The organism is Asaia krungthepensis NRIC 0535 (assembly GCF_025995175.1).
Lineage (GTDB): Bacteria > Pseudomonadota > Alphaproteobacteria > Acetobacterales > Acetobacteraceae > Asaia > Asaia krungthepensis.
In genome coordinates this window covers 136,563-155,813 of record NZ_BAPV01000002.1, presented here as the reverse complement: position 1 = coordinate 155,813, position 19,251 = coordinate 136,563, and the positions used below count along the sequence as shown (strand labels likewise).

The following is a 19,251-nucleotide window of genomic DNA, read 5'->3' as shown; positions in this document are numbered from 1 at the left end:
GCTCAGCAGCAGCGTAGTGCTCAGCGCTCACCCTGCACATGGAACGCGCACAGGGGTACACCCGCATAACCTGAACACATCCCCTGCATCGCTCCAGCAGGCGCACCCAAGCTTATATGCAGCACCGTCGGCACCATAAAGGCCACAAAAGCGCTCAAAGGCGTTGGCACTAACCCCAAGCCAGTGTTCAACGGCTCGAATTGCGCTCCAGAACACGTATCGCGTCTCCAGTACCTTGCCCAACGCCTCGCAAAAAAGAGCAAAACCTACGGTGCATCGTCGTACAAAGGGTGAACACCAAAAGACGTGACGCCTGCATCCAGATCGACCGTGACGTGAACGAGAATGCAACTCGCAGGGGCAGGTCTCAAAACAAGATCCACGCGCTAAATCATTCCCATGCGCGATAAAGCCAGCACACAGTAGGTTCATCCCCAACAAGCCAGTCAGCATACTGTACATCACCATCAAACCCTGAACGCGTCAGTCCTGAACGTGCGCAGGAATGCCTCATGAGATTTGAGCTCGTCTGACCTCTAGCGGCTGGCCGGTGGATCGTGAGGATGGGCGAAGCAGAGGGGGCTCGTAACAGCCACCCACGATGACGAATGGTATTCCTATCGCCACCAGAGCGATCTGTACGATCTCGTCGCCTAACGCCGAGTAACCTGGCTATCTTCTGGAGTACCCACAACTCTACGATGCCGCGCCATGCTTCGGGCCTAACGCCGGTCTGCGACCAGTGCGCAGCGTCACAGACCACGATACAGATAAAACGGAATAAGCGCGAAAATGCTCCAGGCGATCAGGAAGACAAGAGGGGCCTGATGGGCGAACATTCGGCCGCGACGTGCGCGATGCGCCATGGCACGTGCATCCTCGTCGCTTTTCCCCAATGTGAATTCCGACAGGTTCGGCGATTGCTGGTGGAGACGGTGTTCCTTTTCATTCCACTTGCTGATTGCCGCGTAACCCGCACGGATACCTGGCAGCGCCATCAGCGTCAGCATGAAACCGAGAAGTGACAGCAGGGGCGGTATGAGAATGGCCATATGGTCGCCCCAGCGGGAGGTCGACCCCGTCATGGCCGTCGCATAGGCGATGACGAGGAAAGCCTGCGAGCTGAGCAATGCCTGAAGACGCCCATTGACGGTCTCTGTCTCGAACCGGATTTCGGATCGATAATAGGCGAGCAGTTCGTTGTCCGTCGGTTTGCCGTGGGCAATGACTTCCTCGGCATCAGGTGGAGGAAAAGCGGGTATGACCATCAGGCGCTTTCATTGAGTGGCGGGAGCGAAAACACATGATCATCTGGTGGCGCGGCCGAGGCTACGGCACTCGGAACGAGCAGCGCACCTGATTCATGCTCCATCAAAAAGCGCGAGGGACCAGGGGGTTCGTCTCAATCTGGAGACAAGATACCTGGGGGTCTTGTCCGTTACACGTGGAACGCGCCCGCCATACTGACCGGACGCTGATAACAGATAAACACCTGCCCTTTCATGAAGCCCTAGATCATTTGCATACGATGCCGGGGGAAGATGGCTTGATTGCGCTGGCTGCCCCAACGTTGCAGAGTTCGCAAGCCAAGATGGTTTGAACGAGCGCTTGCCTGCCGCTTTCTCAGTGTCCGGAAAGCAGGCGAGAAGAAGGCAGGCTCGCTCTGAACTGCCCACCGAAACGCGGGCCTACCCGGTTCAGCGGGACGCGATTTCTCGGCCGGCTCCGTAGATATGGTAGAGCGAACTCGCAGGCATATAGTCGACGAGCGGCTCGCCCTGCGCGTCGATGTGATCGATCCAGCCGCCTTTTAATCGGCTCGGCGCGAAATGCTGCAGGAAAGCCTGTCCGTAGGCTGTCGCGGCCGTCACACGGTCTTCCTGTTGCGGGTTCATATGCAAAAGGCGGAGCAGCTCCGTCTGCGCCCAGATACGCGCGGAGTGTTCCTGAATCACATGAGCGTCGCTCATGCTGTCGAGCACGACAAGTCGGCCATGATCGCATCCATGGGTGAACCCGGCTGTGAAGAGATGCGATGCGGTGCTTTGCAGCCATTCAGCTTCTTTGCCCTTGCTCGCATCAAGCCGGGAGAAATCGCGCAGCAGCCAGGACCATTCGAAGAGATGACCCGCCTGTACCTGATTGGCCCCATGTTGCGCCAGCGGCGCCCAGTCGGGTGCGAAGAATTCCAGCAGCAGACCGGAGCGACGGTCAATCAGGTGATTCCGGGCGAGGGAGACCAGTGCACGGGCCTTGTCAAGATAGAAGGCGTCTCCGGTTGCCTCGAACACGACAAGATAGGCCTCGAGCAGATGCATGTGAGGATTCTGGCTGCGGCGTGTCCCATCATCGGGAACGGCATCGAGGTAACCGCCATTGGGCGCAGTGAAGATTCTGTCGATATCCTCGGCAATCCGCCGCGCCATCTGCCGGTCCTGCGGTCGGTCGGCGTAGCGGATGGCCCAGCCATAGGCGAACAGGATGAAAGCATGAGCATAGAGGTCGCGCCTGGTGTCTGCGGGGCGGTTGTTCTGCCCGATGGAGAAAATCCAGCCGGGATGGCCATCGGCGCGGTGGAACAGCCGAGAAACCGTGTCCAGGCAATCCAGGGCCTGATGTCCCGAATCATGCACGCCATCGAGCGCCGCACGGCAATAGGTCGAGATCTGGCGTGCCTGCACCATCAGGCGCAGAGCTGGCAGGGCAACGGGACGCGCCTGCCAGTCCAGACGCTCATGATACAGGCGACGTGTCTCATCAAATCCCGCTGTGCTCCATAATGGCAGAGCCAGACCGAAAAGCCAGCCACGCCAGGATTCCTGCAGGGAGAGGGCCGGATCTTGCATAGCGGTCTTCATATCAATCGGGGGCCAATCAGGTTGGGGCCTATCAGGTCAGGGCCATTCACACCGGGGCTGTCTTCACGGGCCTGACGGCGTGTCCGCCTGCGGGGCGGTTTTCATCTTGCTTACGATCGAGGTCGTCGAGCGCCCTGATACCAGATCGGCCAGCACGACGCGACCACCATAGGATTTCACAATATCTCCGCCCACGACCTCGTCCTCGGTGTAGTCCGCCCCCTTGACGATGATGTCGGGGCGAAGAGCGCAGATCGTCTCGTAAGGTGTGTCTTCTTCAAAGATAACCACCAGATCGACGTCGCGCAGGGCTCCCATGACAATGGCCCGTGCACGTTCGTCCTGTAGCGGTCGCTCCTCGCCTTTCAGCCTCCGTACCGAGGCGTCGCTGTTCAGCGCGACGATGAGCTTGTCACCCTCACGCGCTGCCGCCTGAATGAGGGCGATATGTCCTGGATGCAGCAAGTCGAAACATCCATTGGTGAAAACGACCCGCGCACCATGCTGACGCCACGCCTCGATCATGGCCTGGGCCTGAGGCAGCGTTGCAATTACGCCATCACGGTCGATCTTCGATTTCAGGGCGGCGCTCAGTTCCGCTCGTGAGACTGTGGCCGTACCAAGCTTGCCCACCACGATCGATGCCGCGTTGGTCGCGATCACCATGGCGGTACGCAGATCGGCTCTGGCGGAGATCATGCCCGCCAAAGTCGCAACCACCGTATCTCCTGCGCCCGAAACATCGAAGACTTCCGATTTCGGTACATGGGCATGGGTCATGCGCCCATTGCGTTCCAGCAGGGTCATGCCTTCTTCAGAGCGTGTGACAAGCACGTCCCCGCCAAACTGCTCCTGGGCAGCGAGGGCGGCAAAATGGATTTCGGTATCGCTGCCGACAGGCAAACCAGTGGCCGCAGCCAGTTCCTTGCGATTGGGCGTGATGAGCTGGGCGCCCTTATAGGCTGTGAGGTCACGGCGCTTGGGATCGATCACGACGGGAATACCGCGCTGATTGGCAGCCCGGATCACGGCTTGGAGGACGCCATCGCTCAGAACCCCCTTGGCGTAATCCGAGCAGACAATCACATCGGCCCGTTCCATTGCGGCGAGAGCGGCGGCGATGAGGCGCTCCTGAACGGCGGCCGGAATCACCACAGAAGGTTCCTCGTCAATGCGAACGATCTGCTGCCTTCCGCTCAATACACGTGTCTTGGTGATGGTGACCCAGTCTGCATCCTCGACCAGATGCCCCGGATCGATATTCGGCTGCCTGCCGATTGCCTTGCGGAATTCCCGCGCCGAACTGTCCTGCCCCACGAGCCCGACCAGATCGACGGTGCAGCCAAGCGCAGCAGCATTCATGGCGACATTGGCGGCACCACCGGGAACGGTGCTGTGTTTCGCACGCAGGAGAACCGGAACCGGGGCCTCCGGAGAGATGCGATCGACCGAGCCATGGATATAGCAGTCGAGCAGCAGATCGCCGATGATCAAGACCCGTCCGAATATGAAGTCGCTAATCATCGATCATCCTTGCGAAGCCACCTGTAATCGCCGGGCGCTGACGCTAGCAGGTCAGGCTCCCTCACAGGTACGATCCTGTTCTTCATCATGTAATCCGCTCCCTGTCCTGCCAAAGGAGAGCGGGAATGACAATCCTCCGCACCGCAGACGGCGACGGTGACGGGCCGCGCCGGATGGTGCACGGCGCAAGAGATATCGCGGCTCGACCCAGGTTCGTGGGCGAGGAAGTAGAGATGGCATCATTTCATTTCTGCGCTATCGTGGCGGCATGATTCCGAATCCTGCCTCGTCTGTGGTTTCTTGATGCGCGTTGCTCTTGGTCTCCTCATCCTGGCCGGGTTCGGCGTGGAGCAGGCTCATGCCCTGCCGGCCTTTCTCGAGAAATTCCTTCCGCACCCGCCTCCACAGCCAAGCCATCCGGCCATACCGGCCGTGCCACCGGCGAGTACCGTGCAAATTCCGGCGCAGGCGGCGGTACCGGACGGAACGCCTGCGCTGCCGCCGGTTCTGGTGCAATCGGGTCCGCTCTCCTTTGCTCCCCTGGTGCAGCGCGTCATCCCGGCTGTGGTGAACATCGCCATTACCCAGATCAGTTCGGAAGGCGGGGGCAAGGTCCCGGCCCAGATCAAGGGAACGCCGCTCGAAAAGAGGTATCGCGAAAAGATGCAGCGCCATCAGGAGGAAATCCTTGGCGCTGGCTCGGGCTTCATTATCGATCCTTCCGGCATCATCGTCACGAATGACCACGTGGTGGGTGATGCGGATAACGTGACCGTCTCGCTCTCCAACGGCCAGGAACTGCCGGCCAAGCTGGTAGGGGTGGATGCACTGACCGATATTGCCGTGATCAAGGTGGAGTCACCCAAGCCGCTGCCTTATGTGACCTGGGGGGACAGCCACAAGGTGAATGTGGGCGACTGGATACTGGTTGCGGGCAATCCTTTCGGTTTCGGCTCTTCCGTGAGTGCAGGAATTGTCTCTGCGCGCGGGCGTGACCTCGGTGCCGGGTCGCTCGACGATTTCCTGCAGCTCGATGCGCCGATCAATCCGGGCAATTCCGGTGGTCCGGCTTTCAACATGCGTGGGCAGGTTGTAGCAGTGAATGCGGCCATGGTGTCACCGGCGGGAGGATCCGTCGGGATCGGTTTCGGTATCCCGTCCGAGATCGTGGCCCCGATCGTCGAGGAGATCCGGCGTACGGGTCACGTCGATCATGGCTGGCTTGGCGTGACTCTCGATGACGGGGATGGATCGGTGGTCCTGGTCGATGTCGACCGTAACGGTCCCGCCCAGAAGGGGGGGTTGATGAAGGGTGACAAGATTACCGCCATCAATAACGTTGCAGTCGAGAATGGTCGCGCATTGTTGCGCAGCGTCGCCGCCGGGAAACCGGGGAGTAACGTCACATTCACGGTAATTCGCAAGGGCAAGACCGTCACTGTCACGCTTCCCATCGGGAAACGTCCGGCCGATGCCGATCTCTGACCAGAGAACCCTTTCTTCTCGCGCGTAACTGAAAGATAATGCAGTCACCCTAAAGTGAGGGGCGGACCCACCGCCTTTCGAAGCCAAGGACTGACCATGCGTATTCTGCTTGTCGAGGATGATCCCACCGTCAGGAGCTTCATCGTGAAGGGCCTGAAGGAAACAGGGCACCTTGTCGAGGAAGCCGATAACGGGAAGGACGGTCTGTTCCTCGCCGTCAGCGAGAACTTCGATATCGTTATTCTCGATCGCATGTTGCCGGGGGGTATTGACGGTCTGCGTATTCTTGAAACGCTCCGTGCCCAGAACAACGCGACCCCCGTCCTGCTTCTTTCCGCGCTCGCGGATGTCGACGAGCGCGTGGCCGGGCTGAAGGCGGGCGGTGATGACTACATGACCAAGCCCTTCGCGTTCTCGGAGCTACTGGCCCGTGTCGAGGCGCTGGCCCGTCGCGGCAGTGCCGAACAGGCCCCGCAGACGAAACTGACCGTGGCTGATCTGGAAATGGATCTGCTGTCACGCACCGTGAAACGCGGGGACGAGAAGATCGATCTGCAGCCGCGTGAATTCCGCCTGCTCGAATTCCTGATGCGCCATGCCGGTCAGGTTGTGACGCGCACCATGTTGCTGGAGCGCGTGTGGGACTACCACTTCGACCCGCAGACCAACGTGATCGACGTCCACGTGTCCCGCCTGCGCCAGAAGGTTGACAAGCCTTTTGAAACCGCGCTGATCCATACCATTCGCAATGCAGGCTATATCCTGCGCGCCAACTAAGCAGGGTACTCCGGTTTCATGAGGTTCAGCCTGTCGCGTTTTCCCCTGCTTCGTGTCTGGTGGAAACGCGCCTGGCGGTTCCGCTCGGCTGGACTTGGATTCTCTCTCGGTTATGGGCTTGTCTTTGCCCTGTCAGCCACGCTGTTTCTCACCTTTCTCTGGTGGCACACGATTGGGGCGCTTGAGCGCGAGGTGGGCCAGGCAGTCGATGCCGATGCACATGGCCTGGCAGAGCGCTGGATGCAGGGCGGATTATCGAGCCTGCAACGCGCGATCCAGGACCGCCTCGATCAGGACGTCGAAGATCAGGATCTTTATCTGCTGATCACGCCGGGCGGTCAGCGCCTGGCGGGGAACATGCCCTCATGGCCCGAAGCCGTGCAACGCGCCGATCGGTTCTACACACTCAAGATCAGCCGGGCGGGCAATACCACCTCGGCGGCCATGCATGCCTATGTCCTGCCCGACGGGCTGCAACTGCTCGTGGGCCGCGATATCCGGGGTCGCGATATCCTGCGCCGTGTACTCACAGAGACCTTTCTCTGGTCATGGCTGATGGTCACGGCACTGGCCATTGGCGGTGCCTGGGTGGTGCGCGGCATTTTCAGCCGCATTCTGAGTTCCATCGCGCGCACCACAACGGCGCTGGCCAATGGTGACATGCGCCAGCGCATGCCCCTCGTCGGGAACGATGTCGATCTGGTTGCCCATTCCATCAACAGGATGCTCGATCGTATCTCGAAGCTGATGGAAGGCGTGAAACAGGTCTCCAACTCGATTGCCCATGACCTGCGTACCCCGATCACCCGTGCCCGTAACAGGCTCGAGGATGCAGCGCTTCATGCAAGGTCGACCGAAGAGATGCATGATGCGATCTATCGTGCGGTTGCGGATCTTGATCATGTCACAGCGGTGTTTGATGCCCTGATGCGCATTGCCCAGATCGAGGCTGGAGCGCGTCGTGCGGCTTTCGAGACTACCGATCTGATCCGGCCACTCCATGATATTGCCGAACTCTACGAGGCGACCGCAGAGGATGCAGGGTTGCAGATTGCGCTCGACCTCCCACCGCGTCTTCTTTTCCATGGTGATGCCCGTCTGATCCAGCAGGCTGTGGCGAACATGATCGACAACGCGATCAAGTTCTCGCCCTCCGACACCACGGTCACTCTGCGTGCAGGAACGTCGGGCTCGCTGGTTCGGATCAGCGTGACAGATGAGGGGCCAGGTATGTCGGCTGAGGATCTGGCACGCGCGTCGGAGCGGTTTTTCCGGGCGGATCAGGCCCGTAATACGCCCGGCGCCGGGCTGGGCCTGTCGCTCGTTCAGGCTGTGGCGCAGCTTCATGGTGGCACTCTGGCGCTTGAGCCGCTGCAACGCGGATTGCGCGTGGTTCTGAGCCTTCCCGTTGAGGAAACGACGCTGAGGTGACACAGGGTGGTCGAAAACTGACCACTTAAACAAGTCTTCATGCGTGGCCCATCAGGCCGCAATACACGGTCCCATAATGCGGGTCTCATGACCCAATCCGCCTTCATGCTTCTCGGCCTGACCTGCGCCCTTGGCCTGCCCGGCGTTGCCGAGGCGGAGACTGGGCTGGGACGGACAATGTCCCCCATCCGGGCGGAAGCCGTGCCGATGGCGGTGACGAGTGATACGCTGGAATATTGCCGGACTCTTGCCCGCAAGGTGCACCGGACATTGCGCCAGACGGCCACCGCGACACCCCCCGTCATCAATCAGGCAATGTATCTGGAGCATGAGGGGGAGGCTCTTTGTGCCCATGGTCACCTGCGCACAGGTATTGCGCAGGAAAGGCGCGCCCTTGTGGTGTTGACCCGCTCCTGAAACGCCGCGCATTGCGGGTGGATGATCGATCGTCCCTGCTGACAGGGCCGTACGCCTCGTAATGCGCGCCTCTCTATCGTCTGGCGGTTGTTCGCGGTAATCCAGGGCCCTGCCTGTGGCGGTCCGACTGGTCTCGGTCCCGCCTGGCACCCATCGTTTTGGATGACCGGCCATGAACATGATCGCTGTTCTCGACAAGACCCCAGGCAATTCCGGCACCCATGCCGCCTTTCTCGAGGCACTGCGCAAGGCCGGTTTCACGGGCGAGATCGGCACCGGTCATGACACGCGTCTTGTCCACGCGACCGATAATTCGATCTATCAGCGCCATCCTGAGGCGGTCATCTGCCCCCGCCACCGTCAGGACCTCGAAATATTGGCTCGTCTGGCGGGACTGGATGCCTGGCGGGGTGTGGTCTTCGCGCCGCGCGGCGGCGGCACGGGAACGAACGGCCAGTCCCTGACTGACGGGATCGTGGTGGATCTGTCGCGCCACATGAACCGCATCCTTGAGATCAATGTCGAGGAGAAATGGGTGCGCGTCGAGCCGGGGGTGGTCAAGGACCAGCTCAACGCTGCTATTGCCGCGCATGGGCTCTTTTTTGCCCCCGAACTCTCGACATCGAACCGCGCAACCATTGGCGGCATGATCAGCACCGATGCCAGCGGGCAGGGAAGCTGTACCTATGGCAAGACGCGCGATCACGTTCTTGGCCTTTCCACGATCCTGGTGGGTGGAGAGACACTGTACAGTACGAAGTGCGACGATGTGGAACTGGAAGCGCTCAGGCGCGGTGAGAGCCATGTCGCCCGGATCTACGACTGCGTAGCGCGTATTTCCGAGCGTGAAAGAGAGACGATCGAGCGGGTTTTTCCCAGGCTCAATCGCTGCCTGACCGGGTACGATCTGCGTCACCTGCGCGATTCGGAGGGGCGCTTCGATCTGACCAGCCTGCTCTGCGGCTCAGAGGGCACGCTGGGATTTCTCGCTGAGGCAAAGCTGAACCTGCTGTCGATCCCGCCCTACAGCATTCTGGTCAATATACGGTATGGCAGCTTCATGGAGGCGCTGCGTGACGCCCGCGCGCTGATCGGGCTCAAACCTCTCTCGATCGAGACTATCGATTCGAAGGTTCTCGGCCTTGCCATGCAGGATTTCGTCTGGAACTCGGTCGAAAGCTACTTTCCCGAAGATGCCGAGGGCCCGGCGAAGGGGCTGAACCTTGTCGAGTTCGCCGGGCATGATGAGCGAGCGCTGCGTGAAACGGTCGGTGCTTTCCTCGAGCATCTGAGGCTGGACGGCACGGTCAGAAGGCGCGGCCATACCCTGGCTGAGGGGCGGAAATCCGTCTCGCAGGTCTATGCCATGCGCAAGCGCGCGGTGGGTCTGCTGGGCAATGTGCAGGGCGAGGCCCGCCCTCAGCCATTCGTCGAGGATACAGCGGTCCCGCCCGAGAAGCTGGCCGATTTCATTGCGGAATTTCGCGCCCTCCTGGACGGGTATGGGCTCGATTACGGCATGTTCGGCCATGTGGATGCCGGGGTACTGCATGTTCGTCCCCTGCTCGATATGCGTAACCCCCGAGATGCCGCCCTCATACGCCCATTGAGCGATGAGGTGCACCGTCTGACCCGTCGCTACGGTGGGCTGCTCTGGGGAGAGCACGGCAAGGGCGTGCGGTCAGAATATGTGCCCGATGTCTTTGGCCCGCTTTATCCCTGCCTCGAAGAGATCAAGGGCGTGTTCGATCCCTTCAACCAGCTCAATCCGGGCAAGATCGCCGCACCCGCCCAAGACCGCATCCCCCTCCTGCGCGTGGATGAAGTGCCGCTCCGCGGTGCGCAGGACCGGCAGATCCAGGACCCGGTCTGGAAAGGTTTCGGCGCGGCCATGCACTGCAATGGCAACGGGGCCTGCTTCAACTACGATCAGGACGATCCGATGTGCCCGTCATGGAAGGCGACGCGCGACCGGCGCTTCTCCCCCAAGGGCCGCGCCTCTCTCATGCGCGAATGGCTGCGTCTTCAGGCTGGAGCCGGGGTGGACACGGCCAGTCTGGAAAACGCGCCTCTCTCCCCAAGCGCCAGAATCCGCGCGGTCTTTCATCGTCGCAGTCGCGCCCCGCTTGATTTCTCGCATCAGCTCTATGACTCACTGGCCAGTTGTCTTGCCTGCAAATCCTGCACGAGCCAGTGTCCTGTGAAAGTCGATGTCCCGGATTTCCGTTCACGCTTCCTGAGCCTGTATCACCAGCGTTATGCACGGCCCCTACGCGATTATCTGGTCGGGATGATCGAATATGCCCTGCCCGTGATGGCGCGCCTGGCCCCGCTCTATAATCTCGGCGCAGGATTGCCGCCGGTGCGGGCCCTCCTGCGCAGGGTTCTGGGGCTGGAGGACATGCCCCGTCTGTCGCGTGACTCACTGAACGCGGTCTGCCGGGAATGGGGCGTCGAGCCTGCGACCCCCGAGCGGATTCTGGCCCAGACGCAGGCAGAGCGGGAGCGCTCAGTCATTCTCATGCCCGATCTGTTTACCCGGCATTTCGAGACCGGTCTGGTGGCCGCTTTCATCGAGCTTGCCGCACGCTGCGGCTATCGTGTTTATCTGGCTGAGAGCCTTGCCTGCGGCAAACCACTCCACGTGCACGGTTTTCTGGGACTTTTTGCCAGCCAGGCGCGCCGGAACATATCCCGCCTTCGTGTTCTTGCCTCGGTCGGCGTACCTTTGGTCGGACTCGATCCGGCGATGACGCTCATCTATCGACAGGAATATCGCAAGCTCCCCGGTCTTTCCGGCGTGCCCGATATTCTCCTGCCTCAGGAGTTCCTGTTAAGCGCCCTCAGGCCGCAGGAAATCGCCGTGCCCGGACCTGACCACGTCTTTCTCGGTCATTGCACGGAGAAGACGGCTCTCACCGGCTCGGGAGCAGACTGGCAGGAACTGTTTGCCCGATTGGGGATGACCCTTGTTCTTGAGAAGACCGGATGCTGCGGCATGTCAGGCACGTTCGGGCATGAGTCGCGCAATCTCGAGACGTCACGGATCATCTTCGAGCAATCCTGGGGGCCGCATCTCGATATGCTCTGCGGCAAGCGTATCCTGGCAAGTGGCTATTCCTGCCGTAGCCAGGTCAGACGCTTCAGAGGTGAAACGCTGGATCATCCGCTTGTGGCGCTTCTCGATCGCCTCCGCATGACTGCCCCTCCGGTCACCTGAAGCGGCAGGGCGAACTCCTTAGAAGGGTGCGCTGTCGCCCATGAGGCTGACCGGCTTCTGCGGGCGTGTCGCATCAGGCACAGGGGCGCGCCATGCATGAGGGGATCACTCATCCGTGATTGACAGGAAGCTGACAGGTTTCTAACTGACCGGAATATGCAAATGAGAAACGTTCTCATTCGTAACTGTTCCTGTCTCATGATGCCTGGATGACGATGTCTGGTTGTTTGCGCGTGGCCTTGTGCCTTTCTGCTCTGATCGCGGCTCTGCCAATAGTGAACGCCTCGGCGGAAGAGAAGAAATCTGCCTCCTCACCTGCCAGGGCAAAGCAGTCCCCGGTTGTGCATGAGACAATCCGTGTCTCGGCCACGCGCGGCAGTTTCCTGCCCGCAACGGCCAGCAGCGCCACCAAAACCTCCACTCCGCTTGAGCTGACGCCGCAGAACATCACGGTCATCACCCAGGAGCGTATGAGCGTACTCAATGCGCGTAGCCTGTCCGAGGCTGTGCGCTACGCAGCAGGTGTGTCCGATTATGGGTCGAAGGACGATCCGCGCGGCTATTTCGGGACTATTCGCGGCTTTACTCCCGACATCTATCTCGATGGCACGCGCGCACCCGACGCCAGCACATCCCAGAGCTTCAGCATCGAACCCTGGGGGCTGGAAGAAATGGATGTGCTGCGCGGTGCTTCATCGGCGCTTTATGGATCGGGACAGCTGGGAGGCATCATCAACGCTGTCAGCAAGCGCCCGCATCCCGATCAGGTCAACGAGATCGATTTCCAGACCGGGTCGTATGGGCGCGTGCAGGGGGCGGTGGATGTCGGAGGCGCGCTCAATGCGCGAAAAACGCTGCTCTGGCGCTTCAATGGGCTGATCCGCAAATCGGATACCTATGCGCGCAACATCAAGAATAACGAAATCTATGTTGCGCCATCGCTGAGCTGGCGGCCTGACGAAAAGACCAATCTCACCCTGCTGACCAGTTTCGAGCAACTCGATGCAGGGTCAACGGCACAGTTCCTGCCTGCTGTGGGAACCGTGTTGCCGTCACGCTGGGGGCGGATTGCCCGCAATTTCCTGAGCAGCGATGCCGATTACGATGTGTATTCCAAGCGTCAGGTCGCGGTGGGGTATAGTGTCGTCAGACACATCCTGCCCAACTGGACCGTGACGCAGAACATGCGGTACGCGCATCTCGACGTGCTCTACCGCTTTGTCACGACGTCATCCCTTTCGGCCGACAAGCAGAGCATCAACCGTACGGCGCTCAATCAGCAGGGCAACTACAACAATGTCACCCTCGACACGCGCTCGGCGGTCACCTTCCGTACTGGGGCCATTCACCACGAGATCCTGACCGGTGTGGATTTCAGAAGCGATTTTCTGGCTAATCGTCGCGGCCAGCGCGCCGCACCAGCGCTCAATCTCTATGCGCCGGTCTATCGCGCCATAACCTGGCCGGTCTACGGCAGTACATCGAGCACGAATGAGACGGAAACAGATACCGGAGTCTATGCCCAGGAGCAGGCCAACTGGCAACGCTGGTATCTCACCCTGTCAGGTCGCGGCGATTTCACCCAGAGCATGACCGTCAATAATCTGAATGGTGGTCGGACACCGCAGAACAACAATGCCTTCACCGGGCGTGTCGGGCTCGTCTATCAGTCAACTATCGGGCTCAACCCGTATGTGTCCTATGCTACCTCGTTCCAGCCTCAGGTGGGAACGACTTTTGGGGGAACGGCCTTCGTCCCGACGACGGGAAAGCAGATCGAGGCGGGGATCAAATACAAGCCCGTTCACCCCCTGCGTGGCATCGATAATTTCATGCTCACGGCCGATTTCTTCAATCTGGTGCAGGATAATGTTCTCACGGCCGATCCCTCGAACTCTTCGTTCAGCGTTCAGACGGGGCGGCAGAGGACGCGCGGATTCGAATTCGAGGGGGTAGGGCGCCTGCCTTACAGGATCGATTTTATCGCCAGCTTCACCTATCAGGACCCGCGCGTGCTGCGGTCGACAGTGGCGGCTCAGATAGGGCAGCGCCCTGTGGCCATTCCCTCGCATATGGCCTCACTGTTCCTCAAGCGCGATGTGGCATTCTCGACGCTCTGGCAGGCGGGGCTGGGCGCGGGGATGCGCTATACCGGCAACACGGCAGGTTCCATTCCCCTGACCTTCTCTGTGCCTTCGCAGCTTGTCTGGGATCTTCAGGCCCATATCGACAGAGGCCGTACGCGGATACAGTTCAACGGGACGAATATAGCCAATCGTCGATACGTGGCCATGTGCACGCGCGACGTGGCCTGTGCCTGGGCACCGGGAAGGGCTGTGTTTGTGACCCTCTCCCAGCGCTGGTGACCTTCCCTGGCGCTATGGCCAGATGGTGCAAATGCTCAGTTCTTCTCTGTTGGACGTCTGCGCGGCGGGGGCGGACTGGCCGCGGCGGGGTCTTCGGGCCAGTCATGTCTGGGGTAGCGTCCGCGCATGTCGCGCCGCATATCGGCCCAGCCTGTTTTCCAGAAGGCCGCAATATCGGCCGTGATCGCCTGAGGACGCCCTGCGGGGGATAAAAGCGCGAATTGCAGTTTCACCTGTCCATTGGCCAGACGCGGTGTTTCCCTGAGTCCATAAAAGGCCTGGGCCCGCGCCGAGATGGTTGGCGTTGGATCGCAGTAATCGATGGCAGGCTGTGCGCCGGGCAGATTCAGGCTGGTTGGCAGATCCTGATCGAGCCGCCTGAGCTGCGCGTAATCCAGCCTCTGGCGCAGCAGCGACAGCAGATCCAGCGCCTGAACCTGAGAGATTTTTGTCATGCCCTCCATATAGGGCAGCAGCCATTCATCGAGCGTTGCCACAAGCGTGTCGTCATCGGCCGCGGGCAAGGTCTCGTCCAGATGGGCACGCGCCAGGGCAAGGCGGGCGCGGAACTGGTGACAGGCATCGGTCCAGCCCAGACTGCCCGCGAGATCGGCCCGGATACGCCCCAGAAGAAGGTCCTGTATCTCCTCGGGGGCCGCTGGCGCCGAACGGTCGCGCAACACGAGCGTGCCAAGACGCAGACGCCTGCGCGCAATCACATTCCCCGTGGCGGGATCGAGGGCCGTTTCGACCTGTTCTTCCGTTCTGGCCAGCAGGGTTCGGGGCAGGTCGTTCAGATCAAGCGGGGCCGCCAGGCAGATTTCGGTGGCCGTGCGCATATGAAGGGCAGGTGCCACGAGCAACGTTTCACGCGCCATCGGGTCGATGGCGCTCAAACGCGCTGAACCACCCCCGGACAGGCGGTACCGCCCTTTTTCACCAGCCGCCATGGCCACGCGATCAGGGAAACCCGCCGCGAGAAGCGCCGACGCACAGGAAGGATCGAGCGGCAGACGCTGATTCAGGCCAAGACGCTTCTGATAGCGCTGCGCCGACTGACGAATGCGCGCCAGGCTGGCCCGATCCGCCTGCGGATGGAAATCGGCTCCATCAATGAGTGCAAGGCGCGTCTGGATATCCGCTTGCGTGGCAGGGTTGCGTTGCCCCGGCACGACACGCGGGCGCAACGGGTCACGCTCCTCAAGCAGAGCGGCCAGGGCGGCGGCGGTGGCTTTTTCGGGCGGGGTGCGGGCCGCGCACATCATCGCCGCCAGACGGGGCTGGGCCCCCAGACGCGCCATCGCGCTGCCGAGCTTCGTGATATGTCCTGCCGGATCGAGTGCGCCAAGAGCCTGCAGCAGTGCGATCGCGGCCTGGCGTGCGCCCTCGGGCGGGGCATCCAGCAGGGCAAGAGCTTCGGGTGGCGTTCCCATCACCTCCCGCCAGGCTGCCACGTCGAGGCAATGGCCGCTCAGATCGCTGGCCAGGATTTCGGGCAGATCATGGGCAATCAGGGCGCGTCCTGTGGCTTCCGTCCACAGACGCACGGCAATACCTGGCGCCTCGCGGCCTGCACGGCCCGCGCGCTGCGTTGCCGTGGCACGCGAGACGCGGAGCGTTTCGAGGCGCGAAAGGCCTGAACCGACATCCAGCCTCGGCTCGCGACGGAACCCGCCATCGACCACAAGCCGCACACCCGGCACGGTCAGGGAGGTTTCGGCAATCGAGGTGGCCAGTACCACCTTGCGGCGCGTGTCGGGCTTCAGCGCCAGATCCTGCTCGCGTGTGTCGAGCTCGCCATAAAGTGGCAGAACCAGGGCCTTCACGCCCTCAAGCGCAGAGGCACACCGACGAATTTCCCCCACACCGGGCAGGAAGGCGAGGATATCTCCCTCCTCCTCGGCCAGAAGCCCGCGGATGGTCCGGGCCATGACGTCAGGCAGGTCGCGCACTGCCGCCAGATCGCGTCTGGCGTGACGGATCTCGAGCGGGTAGGCCCGCCCCTCGCTTTCCACCAGCACACCATCGAGAAGGGTAGTGAAGGCGCGCCCGTCCGTTGTGGCAGACATGGCCACCAGACGCAGCTCTGGACGCATCGTGCGTTGCAAATCGAGCGCAAAGGCCAGTGCCGTATCAAGATCGAGCGAGCGCTCATGCACTTCGTCGAACAGGATGCAGGCCGTATCCTCCAGCAGCGGGTCGGTCAGCAGCCGTCGCAGCAGTAGCCCTTCTGTCACCACCTCGATCCTCGTGGCTGCACTGACCGCAGAATCGGTGCGGGTGCGATAGCCCACGCTTTGCCCGACCGGCTCTCCCAGCAGAGACGCCATGCGATGCGCGGCGCTGCGCACGGCTACGCGCCGTGGCTCGACCACCAGAATGCGCCCCTCCTGACGCCAGGGGGCTTGTAAAAGATGAAGCGGCACCAAAGTCGTCTTGCCTGCCCCCGGTGGGGCGACCAGCACGGCGTTGCGCGCCGAGTCCAGTGCAGCCTGCAAGGCGGGCAATGCGGCGGAAACAGGAAGAACGGGAAGCGAAATGAGATTGGCGGGCGATATCGGACCGGTCATACTGACCTCTATGGCGCGTCCACAGGGCGCTCGGCAATTCTCTTCCCTCACTGCGATCGGTCTCATGCTGCGTAAGCTGTCTCCCCTTGCCTTTCTTCTGACCGCCTTCGGGGCTTTTTCCCTTACTCCCGTCTCGGCCCCCGCCCTTGCTGCGGAGAGCGCGCCGGTTCCCTCTGCCCATGATATCGCGACCCTTGTGACGGATCGCGATGCTGTCAGGCCGGGTGAGACCCTTCATGTGGGGCTGCGCCTTCAGCTGAAACCGGGATGGCATACCTACTGGCTCAATGCGGGCGATGCCGGAGAGGCCCCCACATTGAAGACCACCGCCAGTGGTGCCCTGAGCGGTCAGAGCGACGCGATTGCCTTTCCGACGCCTGTGCGCATCAGCGAGGGTGGGCTGATGTCCTATGCCTATACGGGCGACGTGCTCCTGCCTCAGAGCCTGAAACTTGCGGGCAGTGCCGGAACGGTCACGCTCAAGGCCCATGCTGAATGGCTGGTCTGCGCTTCCACCTGCGTGCCCGAGAGCGGCGACTTCTCGCTCGACCTGCCGGCTTCCTCCGATGCACAGGGCAAGACCGCCCCCAATAGTTCGGCACAGGGTCCGCTTTTTGTTCATGCGGCGCAATCGAGCCCTGTTCCGTCTCCTTTTGCCGCCGCAGTCACATCGGACGGGCTGCTGAGCCTGAGCGGTCAGGGCCTGTCGATGGCGAGCGTCAAACGGGCCTGGTTCATGCCTTCTGTCACCGGGGTGATCGATCAGGTTGCGCCGCAGAAGCTGGATGTGAGCGACGGGAAAGTCACGCTCAAGCTGAACTGGATCGATGCGGCTCACCGTCCCGCAACTCTCGAAGGTATCGTGGTCCTTCAGGACGAGGCAGGGCAGCAGACCCCGCTCTGGATAACGACACAGTCTGCGGCGCCTGCTGCGGCGGCGACGTCCATGCCTGCCGCAGGACAGGTGCCTGTCATGGCGCCAGAGGCACACAAGGTTCAGGGCGCCCTGTGGAAGATGCTGATCTTTGCCTTTCTGGGCGGGCTCATTCTCAACCTGATGCCTTGTGTTTTTCCTGTTCTGGCCATGAAAGCCTTTTCCCTGGCCCGTCTCGGGGGCTCGCATCGTCATGAGCAGATCCAGAGTGCGCTGGCCTATACGACCGGCGTGATGGGCAGCTTCGCCGCTCTCGGCGTCGCCATGATCGTGCTGCGCAGTGTCGGTTCCGCGGCGGGCTGGGGATTCCAGTTTCAGTCGCCCATCTTCGTGATTGGCGTGGCCTGGCTTCTGGTCATGATGGCGCTCAACCTGCTGGGTGTGTTCGAGGTCACGCTTGGTCGTATCGGCCAGGATGTCACCCCGCGCCATGGTGTCTGGGGCGATATGCTGACCGGGCTTCTGGCCGTGATCGTGGCAACACCCTGCACGGCGCCCTTCATGGGGGCGGCCATTGCGGCGGCCCTGAGCGGTCCTGCCTGGGCTGGCATGGCGCTGTTTCTCGCCATGGGTTTCGGTCTGGCCTCGCCCTATGTCGCCATTGCCACCATTCCGTTCCTTGCCCGTCATATGCCCCGGCCGGGTGCCTGGATGGCTGTGCTCAAACAGGCTCTGGCTTTCCCTCTCCTGGGAACATCCGTCTGGCTTTTCTGGGTGGCCTGCGTCCAGCGTGGCGCCATGATCCTGCCGGTGGGGCTGGGCGGCGCTGTCGCCCTAGGCCTCGCAGCATGGTTGTTCGGCACCACGCAGCGTCAGGCGATGATCCGGGGGGCAACCATGCCCGTAATTATCGGGCGCGTCATTGCGTTGCTGGCACTGGTGCTTGCGGGAGTCAGCCTGACCCGCATCGACGATGCCACGGCCGATGCCCGTCCGATCGGTATGACTGGGGAACTCGGCGTTGTCGCCTATTCACCCGAGCGTCTGGCCAGCCTGCGCGATCAGGGGAAACCTGTTTTCATCGATATGACGGCAGCCTGGTGCATCACCTGCATGGTGAATGAGCGTGTGGCGCTTCAATCGGCTCAGGTGAAACAGGCTTTCGAGGAAAAAAATATCACCTACATGAAGGGAGACTGGACCAATCGCGACGAGACGATCAGCGCATTCCTGCGTGATCATGGGCGCGACGGCGTGCCTTTGTATGTTTATTACGCGCCTCACAAGGATGGGACGATATTGCCTCAGATCCTGACGGCGTCGGGTGTGCTCGACACCATTAAATGAGGAAACATCTGCGGGACGCGTCCGGCGGGACACGCCTTCGCGTTAGCCGCATGGCGGATCGGCGGCGTTCCCGGGTCTCAAAGGCGGTTTCCGCCAAATCCTGAGCCCATATAGAGATGGCCATGCGTCTTGCGTCCCGTGGGGGCGGAGCTCGCGCCAGTGCCGGTCTGAGTGCTTCCTGTGACGGGGCGCAGCAGGTCAGCACGACTGTCACTCTCTGGCGGGTGCGGATGCGCGCAACCCGCAAGGCAGAACAGTAATCCGAGACAGATCACGTGGCGCATGGTTTTTCCCCTCTCGCACAACGCTTCAAATTTGCACTCGGACAGGTGGGGGGCCAAGCCTGCGGACGGTGAGTATCTGTAACAGGCGGCGCTGTGAC

Annotated in this window: 12 protein-coding genes; 8 read left to right on the top strand and 4 right to left on the bottom strand. The window is 61.5% G+C overall.

The genetic code is table 11. The annotated features are described in order from the left end of the window. Positions 1–752: 752 nt before the first annotated feature. From AA0535_RS01370 to rfaE1, 3 genes are all read right to left on the bottom strand, one after another. Positions 753–1,268 (bottom strand): hypothetical protein, encoded by a 516-nt coding sequence (locus AA0535_RS01370; protein WP_264814099.1) that lies wholly within the window; start codon positions 1,266–1,268, stop codon positions 753–755. A 429-nt stretch (positions 1,269–1,697) separates the two neighbouring features. Further along, positions 1,698–2,846, bottom strand: coding sequence for an AGE family epimerase/isomerase (locus tag AA0535_RS01365; RefSeq protein ID WP_264814098.1), 1,149 nt, complete (start codon positions 2,844–2,846; stop codon positions 1,698–1,700). Positions 2,847–2,921: 75 nt separating this feature from the next. Next, a complete protein-coding gene (gene rfaE1 / locus AA0535_RS01360; protein ID WP_264814096.1) occupies positions 2,922–4,382 on the bottom strand; it encodes a D-glycero-beta-D-manno-heptose-7-phosphate kinase in 1,461 nt (486 codons plus the stop codon). Between the two features lie 303 nt (positions 4,383–4,685). On the opposite strand from rfaE1, the gene AA0535_RS01355 reads away from it, so the two are divergent. The 6 genes from AA0535_RS01355 to AA0535_RS01330 all read left to right on the top strand — a co-directional run bounded on the left by AA0535_RS01355 (position 4,686) and on the right by AA0535_RS01330 (position 14,078). Beyond that, positions 4,686–5,867, top strand: coding sequence for a S1C family serine protease (locus AA0535_RS01355; protein WP_264814095.1), 1,182 nt, complete (start codon positions 4,686–4,688; stop codon positions 5,865–5,867). Between the two features lie 96 nt (positions 5,868–5,963). After that, a complete protein-coding gene (locus AA0535_RS01350) occupies positions 5,964–6,644 on the top strand; it encodes a winged helix-turn-helix domain-containing protein (RefSeq protein WP_025842033.1) in 681 nt (226 codons plus the stop codon). A gap of 18 nt (positions 6,645–6,662) precedes the next feature. After that, positions 6,663–8,075, top strand: coding sequence for a sensor histidine kinase (locus AA0535_RS01345; protein ID WP_264814092.1), 1,413 nt, complete (start codon positions 6,663–6,665; stop codon positions 8,073–8,075). Between the two features lie 87 nt (positions 8,076–8,162). Further along, positions 8,163–8,492: a hypothetical protein gene (locus AA0535_RS01340; RefSeq protein WP_264814090.1), complete on the top strand. Its 330-nt coding sequence runs from the start codon at positions 8,163–8,165 to the stop codon at positions 8,490–8,492. A gap of 172 nt (positions 8,493–8,664) precedes the next feature. After that, positions 8,665–11,712 carry a D-2-hydroxyglutarate dehydrogenase YdiJ gene (ydiJ, locus tag AA0535_RS01335; protein WP_264814088.1) on the top strand — a complete coding sequence of 1,016 codons (3,048 nt, stop codon included), beginning with the start codon at positions 8,665–8,667 and terminating at the stop codon, positions 11,710–11,712. Between the two features lie 209 nt (positions 11,713–11,921). Then, positions 11,922–14,078 carry a TonB-dependent siderophore receptor gene (locus tag AA0535_RS01330; protein WP_264814087.1) on the top strand — a complete coding sequence of 719 codons (2,157 nt, stop codon included), beginning with the start codon at positions 11,922–11,924 and terminating at the stop codon, positions 14,076–14,078. A gap of 35 nt (positions 14,079–14,113) precedes the next feature. Here the strand turns inward: AA0535_RS01330 and hrpB are convergent, their stop codons facing one another. Beyond that, positions 14,114–16,648, bottom strand: a complete 2,535-nt coding sequence (gene hrpB / locus AA0535_RS01325) for an ATP-dependent helicase HrpB (protein ID WP_264814086.1) — start codon at positions 16,646–16,648, stop codon at positions 14,114–14,116. A 64-nt stretch (positions 16,649–16,712) separates the two neighbouring features. On the opposite strand from hrpB, the gene AA0535_RS01320 reads away from it, so the two are divergent. Together AA0535_RS01320 and AA0535_RS01315 are read left to right on the top strand one after the other, a co-directional pair. Continuing rightward, a complete protein-coding gene (locus AA0535_RS01320) occupies positions 16,713–18,869 on the top strand; it encodes a protein-disulfide reductase DsbD family protein (RefSeq protein WP_264814085.1) in 2,157 nt (718 codons plus the stop codon). Positions 18,870–18,991: 122 nt separating this feature from the next. Further along, positions 18,992–19,129: a hypothetical protein gene (locus tag AA0535_RS01315; RefSeq protein WP_264814084.1), complete on the top strand. Its 138-nt coding sequence runs from the start codon at positions 18,992–18,994 to the stop codon at positions 19,127–19,129. Positions 19,130–19,251 lie beyond the last annotated feature (122 nt).